Source organism: Pectinatus frisingensis (genome assembly GCF_014076555.1).
In the GTDB taxonomy this organism is placed as follows: domain Bacteria; phylum Bacillota; class Negativicutes; order Selenomonadales; family Selenomonadaceae; genus Pectinatus; species Pectinatus frisingensis.
The window spans coordinates 2,685,936-2,699,950 of record NZ_CP045424.1; the positions used below are offsets into that span (position 1 = coordinate 2,685,936).

General features: G+C 40.0%; 12 protein-coding genes and 1 other annotated feature. Of the genes, 4 read left to right on the forward strand and 8 right to left on the reverse strand.

The window, feature by feature from the left end:
- Positions 1-19: 19 nt before the first annotated feature.
- Genes cbiM through F8M42_RS12650 form a run of 3 tightly spaced genes read left to right on the forward strand, consistent with a single transcriptional unit; the run spans position 20 to position 2,505 of the window.
- On the forward strand, positions 20-1,012 hold the full coding sequence (gene cbiM, locus F8M42_RS12640; RefSeq protein WP_182187085.1) for a cobalt transporter CbiM: 993 nt from the start codon (positions 20-22) through the stop codon (positions 1,010-1,012).
- Positions 990-1,832, forward strand: a complete 843-nt coding sequence (locus F8M42_RS12645; RefSeq protein WP_182187087.1) for an energy-coupling factor transporter transmembrane component T — start codon at positions 990-992, stop codon at positions 1,830-1,832. Before cbiM ends, F8M42_RS12645 begins: the two co-directional genes overlap by 23 nt.
- 1 nt (position 1,833) lies before the next feature.
- Positions 1,834-2,505 carry an energy-coupling factor ABC transporter ATP-binding protein gene (locus tag F8M42_RS12650; protein ID WP_182187089.1) on the forward strand — a complete coding sequence of 224 codons (672 nt, stop codon included), beginning with the start codon at positions 1,834-1,836 and terminating at the stop codon, positions 2,503-2,505.
- On the opposite strand, the gene F8M42_RS12655 is transcribed toward F8M42_RS12650, so the two are convergent.
- Positions 2,502-3,215: a phosphatase gene (locus F8M42_RS12655; protein WP_182187091.1), complete on the reverse strand. Its 714-nt coding sequence runs from the start codon at positions 3,213-3,215 to the stop codon at positions 2,502-2,504. The genes F8M42_RS12650 and F8M42_RS12655 overlap by 4 nt on opposite strands.
- A 203-nt stretch (positions 3,216-3,418) precedes the next feature.
- Between F8M42_RS12655 and F8M42_RS12660 the strand changes: the two genes are divergently transcribed.
- Positions 3,419-3,625, forward strand: coding sequence for an SAP domain-containing protein (locus F8M42_RS12660; RefSeq protein ID WP_182187093.1), 207 nt, complete (start codon positions 3,419-3,421; stop codon positions 3,623-3,625).
- Between the two features lie 93 nt (positions 3,626-3,718).
- On the opposite strand, the gene pheT is transcribed toward F8M42_RS12660, so the two are convergent.
- The 7 genes from pheT to F8M42_RS12695 all read right to left on the reverse strand — a co-directional run bounded on the left by pheT (position 3,719) and on the right by F8M42_RS12695 (position 13,924).
- The gene (gene pheT / locus F8M42_RS12665) at positions 3,719-6,151 is read right to left on the reverse strand and encodes a phenylalanine--tRNA ligase subunit beta (protein ID WP_182187095.1); all 2,433 of its coding nucleotides are present in this window, start codon (positions 6,149-6,151) and stop codon (positions 3,719-3,721) included.
- A gap of 26 nt (positions 6,152-6,177) precedes the next feature.
- The gene (gene pheS, locus F8M42_RS12670; protein WP_182187097.1) at positions 6,178-7,206 is read right to left on the reverse strand and encodes a phenylalanine--tRNA ligase subunit alpha; all 1,029 of its coding nucleotides are present in this window, start codon (positions 7,204-7,206) and stop codon (positions 6,178-6,180) included.
- A 63-nt stretch (positions 7,207-7,269) separates the two neighbouring features.
- Positions 7,270-7,471 (reverse strand) — a binding site (T-box leader).
- 52 nt (positions 7,472-7,523) lie between these two features.
- Entirely contained in the window at positions 7,524-8,903 is a 1,380-nt protein-coding gene (locus F8M42_RS12675; RefSeq protein ID WP_182187099.1) for an amino acid permease, read from the reverse strand.
- A gap of 186 nt (positions 8,904-9,089) precedes the next feature.
- Positions 9,090-11,135 carry a glycine--tRNA ligase subunit beta gene (glyS, locus tag F8M42_RS12680; RefSeq protein WP_182188757.1) on the reverse strand — a complete coding sequence of 682 codons (2,046 nt, stop codon included), beginning with the start codon at positions 11,133-11,135 and terminating at the stop codon, positions 9,090-9,092.
- Complete coding sequence (gene glyQ, locus F8M42_RS12685) at positions 11,135-12,013, reverse strand: glycine--tRNA ligase subunit alpha (RefSeq protein ID WP_182187101.1); 879 nt, start codon at positions 12,011-12,013, stop codon at positions 11,135-11,137. The genes glyS and glyQ overlap by 1 nt, the downstream gene beginning before the upstream one ends.
- Positions 12,014-12,463: 450 nt before the next feature.
- Positions 12,464-12,646 carry a hypothetical protein gene (locus F8M42_RS12690; RefSeq protein WP_182187103.1) on the reverse strand — a complete coding sequence of 61 codons (183 nt, stop codon included), beginning with the start codon at positions 12,644-12,646 and terminating at the stop codon, positions 12,464-12,466.
- Between the two features lie 27 nt (positions 12,647-12,673).
- Complete coding sequence (locus F8M42_RS12695) at positions 12,674-13,924, reverse strand: SGNH/GDSL hydrolase family protein (RefSeq protein WP_182187105.1); 1,251 nt, start codon at positions 13,922-13,924, stop codon at positions 12,674-12,676.
- Positions 13,925-14,015: the final 91 nt, after the last annotated feature.

The following is a 14,015-nucleotide window of genomic DNA, read 5'->3' on the forward strand; positions in this document are numbered from 1 at the left end:
ATTAAAGGGGCGATTATCCATGCATATTCCTGACAATTATCTGAGTCCTTCTACCTGTGGTGTCTTCACGGCAATAATGATTCCCATATGGTATTACTCGATTAAAAAGGTAAAAGAAGAATTGCCCAAGGATAAGCTACCGCTTATCGGTGTCGGCGCCGCCTTTTCTTTTTTATTAATGATGTTTAACCTGCCTATCCCCGGCGGCACCACAGCACATGCCGTGGGAGGCACTCTCGTAGCTATTTTGCTTGGTCCTTATGCCGCTTGTATTGCCATAAGCGTAGCCTTGCTTATACAAGCCGTAATTTTTGGTGACGGTGGCATCATATCATTTGCCGTAAATTGTTTTAATATGGCTTTTTTGCTTCCTTTCAGCGGTTATTATATTTTCCGGTTGATAAAAGATATCCTGCCAACTTCTTTGGGAGAGAAAACCGCCATTGTCATCGGCTCATACATCGGCATCAATATTGCTGCCTTTGCTGCCGCCGTTGAATTCGGCATACAACCACTGTTGTTTACCGATGCTGCCGGTCATGCACTATACTGTCCATACCCGATATCAGTAGCAGTTCCGGCAATGATGCTTGCCCATTTGCTGGTGGCCGGTGTTGCTGAAGCAATTTTCACTTTGGCAATTTACGAATTCATCGTCAAAGTATCTCCCGGTATAATACACAACGGACAAAAGATAAAAACTAATCCTGTTTTCGTATTGATGATCGTTCTTGTAATTGCATCACCCTTGGGGCTTTTAGCTGATGGTACAGCCTGGGGTGAATGGGGTGCCGATGAAATAGCCGGAGATACATCATTAGGAACTGTACTGGGTTATATTCCTGATAAAATTGCTAATGGTTTCAACTATCACGCTTTGCTGCCAGACTATACGATGACCGGCATGCCCGACATCATCGGTTACATTTTATCTGCTGTCATCGGTGCAGCTGCCTTGATAATAATTTTTAAACTAATAGGATCACATAATGATACAAATAAAGCCGTCTGATGACCACTCCGAAAAGCTATTGACCAATATGCCGGCATGGCTTGGTAATAATGATGATTATCAACCGGTCAACGATAATGAAAATTTTCTCAGCAAAACAATTTTAAGTGTTATTACTAAATTAACAGCATTGCGAGAAAATTCTACCGCCCATACTGATGTTTTTTTTACCGCTTCGTTTAAAATTTTCCTTACAATCCTACTAATTTTATTTATATCTTTATCACATCAACTATTATTCTTATCTATTGTACTTTCCGGATTCTTGATTTATCTGTGCAGTTTAACCGGCTGTACTATTCTCAGAATATTAAAACCGGCCGCATTTGCCGCCTTATTCTCTCTTTTAATAATATTACCGGCCGCGCTTTTTGAGCGGAGCAGTTTTTTCTTACTGCCATTCAAAGTTTTTTTAACCACCGGTGCAGTCACTGCTTTGGCATTATCCACACCTTTTTACAGTATTACCAAAGCATTGGGCGGGCTGCATATCCCCGGCCTGTTCATCATGATACTTGATCTGACCGTCAAATATATTGTACTCCTGGGACATACCGCCCAGGAATTACTTACGGCACTGCATCTGCGTTCAGTAGGAAAAAACCGCCAAAAATATCAAAGTCTGGGGAATATTCTGGGCATGACTTTCATAAAATCACAAGAATATGCATCAGCCACCCATGATGCTATGTTATGTCGCTGCTTCACCGGAGAATACCATATTTCGCAGCAGCACCATATGGAAATACGCTATATTGTCTATGTTATGATAATTATTATCTTATCAAGTATATATTTTTTTACAGAGGGATATCTATAATATGACCGCTCTAATAAAATTGTCTCATATAAATTACAGTTATGAAAAGATTCCTGCCCTCCATGATATTTCTCTTGAAATTAAATCTGGTGAATTCATCCTGCTTACCGGACCTAACGGATGCGGCAAATCGACTTTATTTAAACTATTGAATGGCCTGATATTCCCCTCTAGTGGTAAATATTTTTTTGACGGACAGCCAATCACCCCTTTGTCCTTAAAGGACAATCTGACTGCCAAAAAATTCCACAAACGCATTGGTTATGTATTCCAAAATCCCGATACCCAATTATTTAACCCAACTGTTTACGATGAAGTTGCCTTTGGTCCACGGCAAATGGCTTTTACCGAATCTGCAACAGCTGCACGGGTAACCGAACTGCTTGATTTTTTAAAAATAAGCCATCTAAAAAACAGGGCTCCTTATCATCTAAGCGGCGGTGAAAAGAAAAAAGTATCTATCGCGGCAGTTTTAGCACTCAATCCTGATGTCTTGATGATGGATGAACCATTAAATGGGCTCGACGAGAAATCGCAGATTTGGATAAAAGATTTTATCTCTGCTTTCTCCGCTGTCGGGAAAACCATGCTTATAACTAATCACGAGCGGGATTTATTAAATATAAAAAACAGCCGAATAATTCAATTCAACGAACAACACCAATTGATTTAATGGTGCTTTAAATACCGTCTAAATTTATTCGCATCAGTATTCACCACTAACTCCTCTGGAAAGTCAGATTGCTGCAAAATCTCATAAACGTATTTATGATTTCCTACATCAGCATCAATGTGGGCATCACTGTCCATGATGACACTGACTTCATATTTTTTACAAAGCTCCAGCATTATCAATGCGTTTTCCCGTGAATGAATGCGTCCACTATCAGGCTTATAGGAACTATTATTAAGTTCCAGCAATACATTATTTTTCTTTGCTGCCTGCACCACAGCCAAAAAGTCAATCGGATACATTCCATTATCCGGATGTCCGATTATACTGACATAAGGATTTTCCATTGCCCGCAAAAGTGCTCGGGTGTTATCTGCAGCATTTCCTGGTTTTATACATTGTTCATGCAGACTTATTATGGCATAATCAAGTTTTTTTAATGTTGTCACAGGCATATCAACACTGCCATCATAACTCATTACATTAACTTCTGCCCCCATCATCAGCATCATACCGCATTGATTTCGATCAATAACTTTAAAATTATGAAAATACATATCATGACAAGTTCCCGGTAATGCCGGTGCGTGTTCGGTCACTCCGATAAGAGACAGGCCTTTTTGCCTGCCCGCTGCAATCATTTCAGACAGACTGCTGTAAGCATGTCCACTCATAATTGTATGCATATGCATATCCAACACATCTTTCATTATATTTACTCCTTTTTTATTTAATTTTATGCTTTTATTCTGATATAGATATCACTGGATGTCAATGTTCACAAATCTGATAACTTTTATTGTATAATTAAAGACTTATTAACAATTTTACACATATTTCGCACACAGATATGGTATAATAAGCATAAATGTTATAATAATTTTTTATAGTGTACGAACGGGGAGGTAATCTTATGCTGCTCAGAGATATAAAAATTATTGCTGCTGAAAAGGGCATCGATACAAAGCGATTACGTACTAAACGAGATGTCATTCACGCTATTCAAAAGCTTGAGGGTAATCAAGAATGTTATGGTTCAAATGAGTCATGCAATAATGCAGTTTGTTGCTGGCACTCTGACTGCATTAAACCCAAACCCCACAATACAAAAAAACTTTAATCCATAAGACCATCAATAATATACATTATTGAATAAAACGGCTTCACGAAAATCAAAAGATTTTGTGAAGCCGTTTTATTTATGCCCATTATATCAGGAACGCAATGCAGCATTGTAATTTTTTTGCAGCGCTGTCACAATCTCTGCGAAACCAGCATCCACTTCCTGGTCGGTAAGAGTCTTTTCATTTGCTTGGAAAATCAGGGCAAAAGTCATACTTTTCTTGTCCTTATCAACCTGTTTTCCTTCGTATACGTCAAACAAGTCCAGCCTGCTCAAATATTGTCCGGCCGCCTTATTTATCGTCTTTTCAACTGCCGCAGCAGCTGTATCCCGATCTACAATTATTGATAAATCTCGCGTAACTGCAGGATATTTGGGTAAAGTTTTACTCTTTAATCCCCTGCCCGCATATTTCATCAACGCTGCCACATCAGCTGCGAAAATATAAACCGGTTTTGTAATATCAAATGCAGCTGCAACTGAAGGATGTAACTCACCTACAATAAATATTGTATCGCGTCCTTTTTTAAAAAATGCCGTTTTGCCCGGATGCATAGCAAAATGCTCACCGTTTTCCACTGTATAATGTTTTATCGATAATCTGTCTAATAATATTTCAATAATACCTTTTGCATCGTAAAAGTCGACAGGTTCCGCATCTTGGTTCCAGCCAATAACATCTCTTCTGCCGGAAACAGCACCAGCAATTTTTAATTTTTCAAGCGGTTGTTCGGTTACAGGTAATGTTTTAGGCTGAAATACCGTGCCAATTTCAAATATTTTTATATCATTATTCTTACGAGAAAAGTTACGTGTCAGGTTTTCCATTACGGAACTGAGCAGACAAGTCCGCACTAGTGGATATTCATCAGTAAGCGGATTCATTATGGGAATTGCCTGACGGGCATGATGATCTGCCGGCATATTTAATTTATCAAAAACTGACGGATGCGTGAAACTAAATGACACTGTTTCACAAAGGCCCTGGCTTACCATGATCTGCTTGATTTTATCAACAAAATCCTGCTGCTCCGACTGCTTTCCCTGTAAAGCAGTACCAGACGGTAAAGTTGCATCTATTTTATCAAATCCATATATACGGGCAATTTCCTCAGAAATATCCTGCATACAATTTATATCATTACGCCAAGACGGAACATCCACTGTGATGTATTTTTCTCTGTCAACTGCATTTATTTCCAGCTTCTGCAAAATCTCCAGCATGGTTTGTTTACCGATGTTTGTTCCTAAATGTCTATTTATCGCTTCAACAGTAAAATTCACCGTAACCGGATTTTTTTTAGTTGGATAAACATCCAAAATACCTTTACATACAGTACAGGCTCCCATGCTTTGCAGCAATTGAGCTGCACGATCAAGAGCACGAGTGGTATTTTCAATATCCGTACCACGTTCAAATCGTCCCGAAGCTTCTGAGGACAAACCACAGGCCCGTGCTGTGCGACGAATATTAGGACCGTAGAATCTGGCGGCTTCCAAGATTACATCAGTAGTCCCAGCGGTTATCTCTGTTTCCATGCCACCCATTATCCCCGCCAATCCGGCTGCTTTTTCTTCATCAGCAATAACCAGCATATTATCACCGGCTTTGCGGGTTGTATCATCCAGTGTGTGCAGCAATTCGCCTCTAATCGCCCGGCGGGCCGTCAGTTTATGCCCTTCCACCATATTATAATCATAAGCATGCAGCGGCTGCCCCAATTCAATCATAACAAAATTTGTTACATCTACAACATTATTTATCGACCGTATGCCCGCGCCATCCAAACGCTGCCGCATCCATTCCGGTGACGGCCCCACTTTTACATTTTTAAACATACGGGCAGAAAAACGTTGACATAAATCCGCATCTTTTATATCAATGGAAAGTACGTCTTTTATTGCCGTCGGATCATCTTCCTGTACTGTGATAAGCGGCCATTTTATCGGATTACCGGTTAAAGCTGCCACTTCACGCACCAATCCATATACGCTAAAGCAATCGCTACGATTGGCTGTCAATTCAAATTCTAAGACGACATCATTAAGCCCCAGTACATCTTTTACATTTATTCCCACCGGGGTGTCATCTGGCAATATATATATACCAATCTTTTGTTTTTCCGGTAACATTTCCAAATCCAGTTTTAACTCTTGGGCCGAACACAACATGCCCCATGACATCACACCGCGCAATTTTCCTTTAGAAATTTTCATACCATTGGGTAAATGCGCCCCAACCATTGCCACCGGCACTATTTGCCCCTCGGCGACATTTTTTGCTCCGGTCACTATAATCAAATTTTCTGCCATTCCTACATTTAGCGTACAAATCTGCAAGTGATCAGAATTTTCATGCGGTACTATTTTTTCTATCCGTCCGGTTATTACTTTTTGCAGCCCTTCACCAGGATCAATGATGCTTTCGACCGGTATCCCGGCCATTGTAAGCATGTCAGCCAATTTTTCCGGTGTTTGAGTAAAATTGATATAATCCTTAAGCCATTTTATAGATACTTGCATACAAATACTCTCCTCCTATAACAACATCAGCAAAATTGTTTTAAAAATCGCAAATCATTATCAAAAAATAACCTCAGGTCTTCTATTCCGTAAGCGAGCATAGCTACGCGTTCAACTCCCAGACCAAAAGCAAACCCGCTGACCTTTTGGGGATCATATCCGCTCATTTCCAATACATGCGGATGAACCATTCCAGCCCCCAATATTTCCAGCCAGCCAGTGCCCTTGCATACCCGGCATCCTTTGCCATGACACATTACACAACTTATATCTACTTCAGCACTTGGTTCGGTAAATGGGAAAAAACTGGGACGAAAACGCAGTTTAAGATCATCATTAAACAACTGCTGCATGGCCATAGTAAGAGTTCCCTTCAAATCGGAGAATTTAATATTTTCGTCAATGCATAATCCTTCCACCTGAGTAAACATCGGTGAATGAGTCGCATCATAATCATCACGACGATATACACGGCCGGGTGCTATTATCTTTATTGGACTATTCGGTTCGTGTGACTGCATTGTACGGGCCTGCACCGGTGAAGTCTGCGTACGCATAAGAATTTCATCAGTAATATAAAATGAATCCTGCATATCACGTGCCGGATGATCTTTGGGTAAGTTCAATGCTTCAAAATTAAAATAATCTGTTTCTATCTGCGGTCCTTCCGCTATAGAATATCCCATGCTGCGGAAAATATCCTTTAGTTTATTCAGTGTTAATGTCAACGGATGAAAATGACCCAATTCCCGCTTACGTCCGGGCAGAGTCACATCAATTTTTTCCGTGGCCAATCTGTCGGAAAGTTCACGCGCCTTCAATGCTGTCTGCTTTTCTTCAATCAATGATTCAATATCTGCACGCACTTTATTGACAAGCTGCCCGATTCGCGGCCGTTCTTCCGGTGCCAATTTCCCCATACCGCGCAGTATAGCCGTGAGCGAACCTTTTTTACCAAGATATCTTACTCTTTGTTCATTAAGAACTGTCAAATCATCGGCTGCTTTTATGGCTGCCAATGCCTTTTCTTTAATTTGTATTAATTCCTGTTCCACAATAAATACCTCCGATAAAATCAAATGATTAAATCCACCCAAAAATAAAAAAACTCCGCCCCTGCAAGGGGCGAAGTAAAATCCGCGGTACCACCCTAATTGATACTCAATATGACTTTAACGCAGCCAACGCCACAGTTACACAGAAAACCTTCACAATGGAACTCAAAAGTGAACTTCTGCCCATACTTTTAATATCCCTCTCAGCCTAAACGATATTCTCTGTATAAAAGAATGAACATACTCTCTTTTTCATCATTAATTTAACAATATATAATTTTAAGCACCGATAAGTATAGCATAAAATATCTTCATTATCAATTGTGCTTCTCAGGTAAAACCGAACTGTTTCCCGACAGACGCAGATAATAATAAACTGCCAGAATACCACAAAAGATCCAGCCAATAATCAATGATGTTCTGGTATCATCATTGATCCACATACCGACCGTCACAAAGACCAGAAATATCAGACAAAAGTAATTACTGTAAGGATAAAGTGGTGATTTGAAAGGATGTTGATCCATTATTTTTTTACCATAACTTTTGCGGAAATTTTTCTGTGCTATTGCTAAAACAAACCACGCAATCATTCCAGGAAATACACTGGCGCTATAAATGTACAAAAATAATTTTGAATCCGGAATCAGGTAATTCAAAACAACACCTAAACTCAATAGTGCCATTGTAATAAATATTGCATTACGCGGCACTCCGGTTTTTGACAATTTCCCCAGCCATTTAGGCGCCTGATTGTTTTCCGACAAAGTATACAGCATCCGTCCGGCACTGTAAATACCGCTGTTGCATCCCGATAAGGCCGCGGTCAAAACAACAAAGTTTATTATACCGGCCGCCGCCGTTATACCTATTTTAGCAAATATTGTCACAAACGGACTACCCAGCATACCCAGTTGATTCCAAGGATAAATAGTAATTACGATAAAAATCGCCCCGATGTAAAAAATGAGTATACGCCAAACAATTCCCTTAATCGCTTTTTGCAATGTTTCCCGTGGATGTTGAGCTTCACCGGCAGTTATCCCGATTAACTCCACCCCTTGGAAAGATGCCGTCACTATACATAATGCTGCCAGCATTCCGCTAAATCCATTTGGGAAAAAACCGCCATGAGTCCAAAGATTGGAAAATCCTATCGGTTGTCCCCCGTTTCCTATACCAAATAATATAAGACCAAACCCAACGACTATCATCACAACAATTGTTGTGATTTTTATAATAGAAAACCAAAATTCAAATTCACCATAATATTTTACTGCCGCCATATTGGCAAGTGTCACAACAAGCAGGCCGCCAAAAGCTGAAATCCACTGCGGCATAAAGGGAAACCAATATTTTACATAAATACCGATTGCCGTTATTTCCGACAAGCCCACAGTCACCCACAAAAACCAATAACACCATGCTGTAAGATAACCAGCAAACGGGTGAATATATTTATATCCATATGAAGCAAAAGAACCTGTCACCGGCTCAAGATACAGCATTTCCCCCATAATGCGCATTACAAAAAAAATCACCAGTCCGGCCACACCATAACACAGCAAAACTGATGGCCCGGCTGTCTGAATAGTACTGGCTGACCCCATAAACAGGCCTACACCGATCGTTCCTCCCAATGCTATCATTTCGACATGACGTGCCTTTAAATTACGTTGTAAATTTTTTTCTTCCATATATTTTATTCCTTCTCTTATTATTCGATAGGACATGGACTAAGCCGATATAGCCATGCCCTATTACCACTATATTTATCAATAGCAGCCGTTTTTATCCTATTCACCGAATAATGCAGACTGTAAATTTATCTCAGGTTGAAGAAAATGAAAAAACGGCCTTAAAAGCGTAGCTGTATCTTCTATTTAAAGGACTATCCTGCTGAAATCAGCTGTTTTTTTCACTAAATTATCTATATTTTTCAACAAGCCCAACCGATTATTTTTTATCACTTCATCTTTATCCATTACCATTACCTTATCAAAAAACATATCAATCGGTGCCGTCAATTTTGTTAACTCATCAATTACTCCCGCATAATCATACTTGTATTCGGCAACGGCTTTTTTTACCGTAATATAACTGTCATAAAGCGCTTTTTCTTCCCTACAGGTAAACAAGGCCGCATCCATTTGCAAATTATCCGTTTTTGCAATATTACTGACTCTGATGAAAGCCTGTATTGCTGCCGACAAATCTCCTTCAAGCACCTTAGTATTGATTACCTTGGCTTTTTTATATGCTGCATAAATATCATCAATAGTTCCACTGACAGCATCAATAACATCGTAACGAATACCATCCGCAGTGAGTACCGTATTAAACCGTGATTTTATAAAATCGACAATACTATTCAATAATCCGGTTTTTTTATTAGAATTAATATCAAGCAGACTCATTGCCTTATCAATGAACTTTGCCAAAGATATATTTATCTGTCCCTCAATCAATATATTGACAATTCCCAATGCCTGTCTGCGCAAGGCAAATGGATCCTGCGACCCAGTCGGAACAAGACCGCGGCTGAAAGTTGCCGTAATATTATCAATTTTATCGGACAGACTGACCAGTCGGCCGGCTACTGTTCCCGGTAATCTATCCCCGGCAAATCGCGGCATGTATTGCTCATCTATCGCCGTTGCCACAGCACCACTTTCACCATCCAAAAGCGCATATTCACGCCCCATAATTCCCTGCAGTTCAGTAAATTCGCAAACCATTCCGGTAACAAGATCAGCCTTGGATAAAAAAGCTGCCCGTTTGGCCGCATCCAAATCAACCGGAGTCGCATCAACTGCCCTGCCCAAATATTGTGCCAACTGTTCCAAGCGCAGGGTTTTATCATAAACACTGCCAAGCCCTTCCTGAAAAACAACAGCCTTTAATTTTTCGAGATAATCAGCTAATTTCTTTTTCCGATCTTCATCAAAAAAGAATTGTGCATCAGCCAATCTTGCTCTCAGCACACGTTCGTTGCCATGCTGCACTGTTGGCAATGATTTAGTGCCGCCATTTCGCACCGTAATAAATAAAGGCAACAGCTTCCCAGCAGCATCTACAACCGGAAAATACCGCTGATGTTCACGCATCGGTGTAATTACAGCTTCCTTAGGCAGCTGTAAATATTTATCCTCAAATCTGCCGCATAACGCTGTGGGATATTCAACCAAATAGGTGACTTCCTCCAGCAATTCATCTGTTATTTGCGCAATGCCGTTATTTTCTTCCGCCAGTTCTTTAATTTGCTTTTCGATCATTGTCCGACGTTCAATTTGATCAACTATAATATGGAGATTTTTCAATACTTCTTCATACTCTGAAGCATTAGGGATAATATGCTCACCATCGCTTAAAAACCTGTGTCCACGTGTTTTATTACCCGATTTCACATTTGCAATAGTAAAATTAATTATTTCATCACCAAACAATGCCACGATCCAGCGAATCGGCCGGACAAAATGAAAATCCAAATCAGCCCAACGCATGGTTTTAGGAAAATTTAAATTTTCTATAAGTTCCGGTAAAATCACTGACAGTAATTTTGCTGTTGCCTTTCCCTGCTCATGAACGACAGCGTATACATATCCGTCTTTCACCGTCAATTTATCCACCGGAATATTTTTGCCCCGGGCAAATCCTACCGCAGCCTTAGTCGGATTTCCTGCTTTATCAAAAGCTATTTTAGTCGACGGTCCCTTGTGTTCTATAGAAATATCCGCCTGTTTTTCCGCCATGCCTTTTATCAGTAAAGTAATACGGCGCGGCGTTCCCAGCGTTCTTATTCCAGACACATCAATATGCAGCTGGTCAAACTTATCAGCTGCTTTTACTTTAAGCTGCTGCAGAATCCCGGGCATAAAATGTGCCGGAACTTCCTCCGTGCCTATTTCTAATAGTAAATCCCTACTCATCATTTAACACCTCGATTTAACATTGGATAGCCAAGCTCCTCACGCTGCTTTAGATAGCATTTTGCACATTGCCGTGACAAATTCCTAACTCTGCCGATAAATGCCGTACGTTCAGATACACTGATTGCACCTCTGGCATCAAGCAAATTAAATGTATGTGAGCATTTCAAAACATAATCATACGCAGGATGGACAAATCCCAGTTTAATTATACGCAAAGCCTCTTTTTCATATTTGTCAAATAAATCAAATAACATCTTTGTATCGGCTAATTCAAAATTATACGTAGACTGTTCGAATTCATTTTGTTTAAATACATCACCGTATGTGTAATCGCCTGACCAAACTATATCAAAAACATTTTCCCTGCCTTGGATATACATAGCCAGACGTTCCAATCCATAAGTAATTTCTGAAGCCACCGGTCTTATATCCACACTGCCCACTTGTTGAAAATATGTAAACTGTGTTATTTCCATACCATCCAGCCAGACTTCCCAGCCAAGACCCCAGGCACCCAAAGTCGGTGATTCCCAATTATCTTCAACAAACCGAATATCATGGTCTTCCGGATGAACCCCAAGTTTTTTTAAACTGGCTAAATAAAGTTCTTGAATATTATCAGGTGATGGTTTCATAATAACCTGAAACTGGTGGTGCTGGAACAACCTATTGGGATTTTCCCCATAGCGTCCGTCAGCCGGGCGGCGTGATGGTTCAACATAGGCAACATGCCATGGCTCAGGTCCTAATACGCGCAAAAAAGTCGACGGATTCATTGTTCCGGCTCCTTTTTCTACATCATAAGGCTGCATTAATATACAGCCCTGCTCAGACCAAAAATTTTGCAAAGCCAAAATAATTTCTTGAAATGTCATAAAATAAAAACCTCCTCTTGTTGTTTCGGCAATATTTTAATAATAAACTGCATAAATAAAAATAAAACCGTCCCTGTGATATTAACAACATCACAGGGACGGATATAAATCCGCGGTTCCACCCTGATTGGCATAAGCCCGCTTTAAATATTAATTTTTCACAGCTAACAGCCTGCCGTCAGTCCCAACAACGCCTTTCACCACCGCGCCTCGCTTTACTACAGAACTGAATAATACTGCTCATCGCTAAACGTATATAGTCTACCAGATAAAATTTTTTTTGTCAATAAACCATAACATGTTTATCATCTGCACAAAACAATCATTTAAATTAAATCATAATAAAGAACTTTCTATGCTCCACTAAAATACATTTCTTTTATTATTACCTATATATTTATATTTCCATATCACTTTTAAACTAAGTCCGGGCTGCCCGGTATTTTTGCCTCACATGTTATTTTCATCATGCGTGCGTTGCAAATCATAGCACAACGATTCCATCGCCCGCCGGGCAACAGCCACAGGACACTGGCTGCTGCAAATGGAACAATGTCCACAAAGCTTATTGATTGCCCGTATAGCTGACTCGACGTTTTTTATATCATCATTTTCCGGCGTAACAATCACCATTCCTCAGAAATTTTACACAAACTTGTCCTATTTACTATAAATATCCGGATAATTTTTTAATAGTGCCTGTCCGATAGTTGACCCGATTATTTCCTTACCGATCATATCAGGATGCAGTCCATCAGTCGTAAAGTCATTTCGCAGCAATCCACTGTTATCAGTCAAAAGGGACGCAACATCTATTGAATTTTTGTAGGACATTATCCAATTATTAACCGTATTTAACTGAGACTGCCAGTCATCAGGCGGATTTCTGCCGACAATTTGCATCTTAGCCGGTTCGACAGGTGTAACTGTTACCAATACCGGTATAATATTGTTATCAATACACAGCTGTCGTATCTGTGACAAATTATTTATGACCTCCTGAGCCGTTATTCCGGTTCGGATGTCATTTACACCGCCCATTATCACCAGGACCTGCGGCTTAAATGGAAGTACGTCGGACGTAAAACGTTTAAGCATTGCACTCGTGGTATCCCCACTATAGCCAATGTTCAATACCGGAACCGGGCAATATGTCTGCCAGTCATATATAAGATACCCCGGTGGCGTACTAATTGCCCCGCCGCCATGTGTAATACTATCTCCCAAAGCTGCTGTAATAATATTTTTATTGATTACAGAAAAATATATCGGCTTTGACCAGTGGCTTATTGGACGATCATTAACATTTCTCGCCTGAATAGTCCAATAATATTGTCCAGGCTTTACATAGGCTGACGGATCATAAAAATCAAACCCTGTATCCGTCTTATATTCATGTAATAAGGTATCTGCCGTGCCAAATCTGCCACTATCACTGTGATAAACACGTATCGCATACTTGGCTGCATTCAAGTATGGTATCCATGAGTATGTGGGATAAACCGGTGTATATTTCATCTTGTCAAATTGTGTTGTCGCAATAGGACGATCACTGTTTATTATTGCATTCGACAAAGGTTCCGGCTTGCTGTATTCACTTACCGGAGCGCCGTTATAATCGAGTCCTTGTACCTGCCAATCCAAATTTTTAAAATCAACAGACAAATCCTTCACATCCAGCTCACATCCAGCAGCATATATAGGCTTAACTGTTTTCAATATCACTGTTTTATCGGTGATATTAAGCCTGTACTGAACAGCACCAGCTATTGGTGTCCACTTAATACTTACCTTATTCACCGAGTCACTTATTGTCCCTGTATAATCCGCCTTATCATGCATAGGCGCCGCCACAGCTGTCTGCGACAAACAAACCAATGACAATATTCCCATAAACACAATACGCAGCAATATATGCATCCCCCTTATCCATTTGCCTAATCAAATAAATTACCAAACAAAACCATTATAACACAAAAAAAAAGCATCAAATCATAAAGTA

Excerpts from the sequence above, each read along its gene's own strand:
- cbiM (WP_182187085.1), top strand. The coding sequence starts at position 20 with ATGCATATTCCTGACAATTATCTGAGTCCTTCTACCTGTGGTGTCTTC.
- F8M42_RS12645 (WP_182187087.1), top strand. The coding sequence starts at position 990 with ATGATACAAATAAAGCCGTCTGATGACCACTCCGAAAAGCTATTGACC.
- F8M42_RS12650 (WP_182187089.1), top strand. The coding sequence starts at position 1,834 with ATGACCGCTCTAATAAAATTGTCTCATATAAATTACAGTTATGAAAAG.
- F8M42_RS12655 (WP_182187091.1), bottom strand. The coding sequence starts at position 3,215 with ATGAAAGATGTGTTGGATATGCATATGCATACAATTATGAGTGGACAT.
- F8M42_RS12660 (WP_182187093.1), top strand. The coding sequence starts at position 3,419 with ATGCTGCTCAGAGATATAAAAATTATTGCTGCTGAAAAGGGCATCGAT.
- pheT (WP_182187095.1), bottom strand. The coding sequence starts at position 6,151 with ATGCAAGTATCTATAAAATGGCTTAAGGATTATATCAATTTTACTCAA.
- F8M42_RS12675 (WP_182187099.1), bottom strand. The coding sequence starts at position 8,903 with ATGGAAGAAAAAAATTTACAACGTAATTTAAAGGCACGTCATGTCGAA.
- glyS (WP_182188757.1), bottom strand. The coding sequence starts at position 11,135 with ATGAGTAGGGATTTACTATTAGAAATAGGCACGGAGGAAGTTCCGGCA.
- glyQ (WP_182187101.1), bottom strand. The coding sequence starts at position 12,013 with ATGACATTTCAAGAAATTATTTTGGCTTTGCAAAATTTTTGGTCTGAG.
- F8M42_RS12690 (WP_182187103.1), bottom strand. The coding sequence starts at position 12,646 with ATGGTGATTGTTACGCCGGAAAATGATGATATAAAAAACGTCGAGTCA.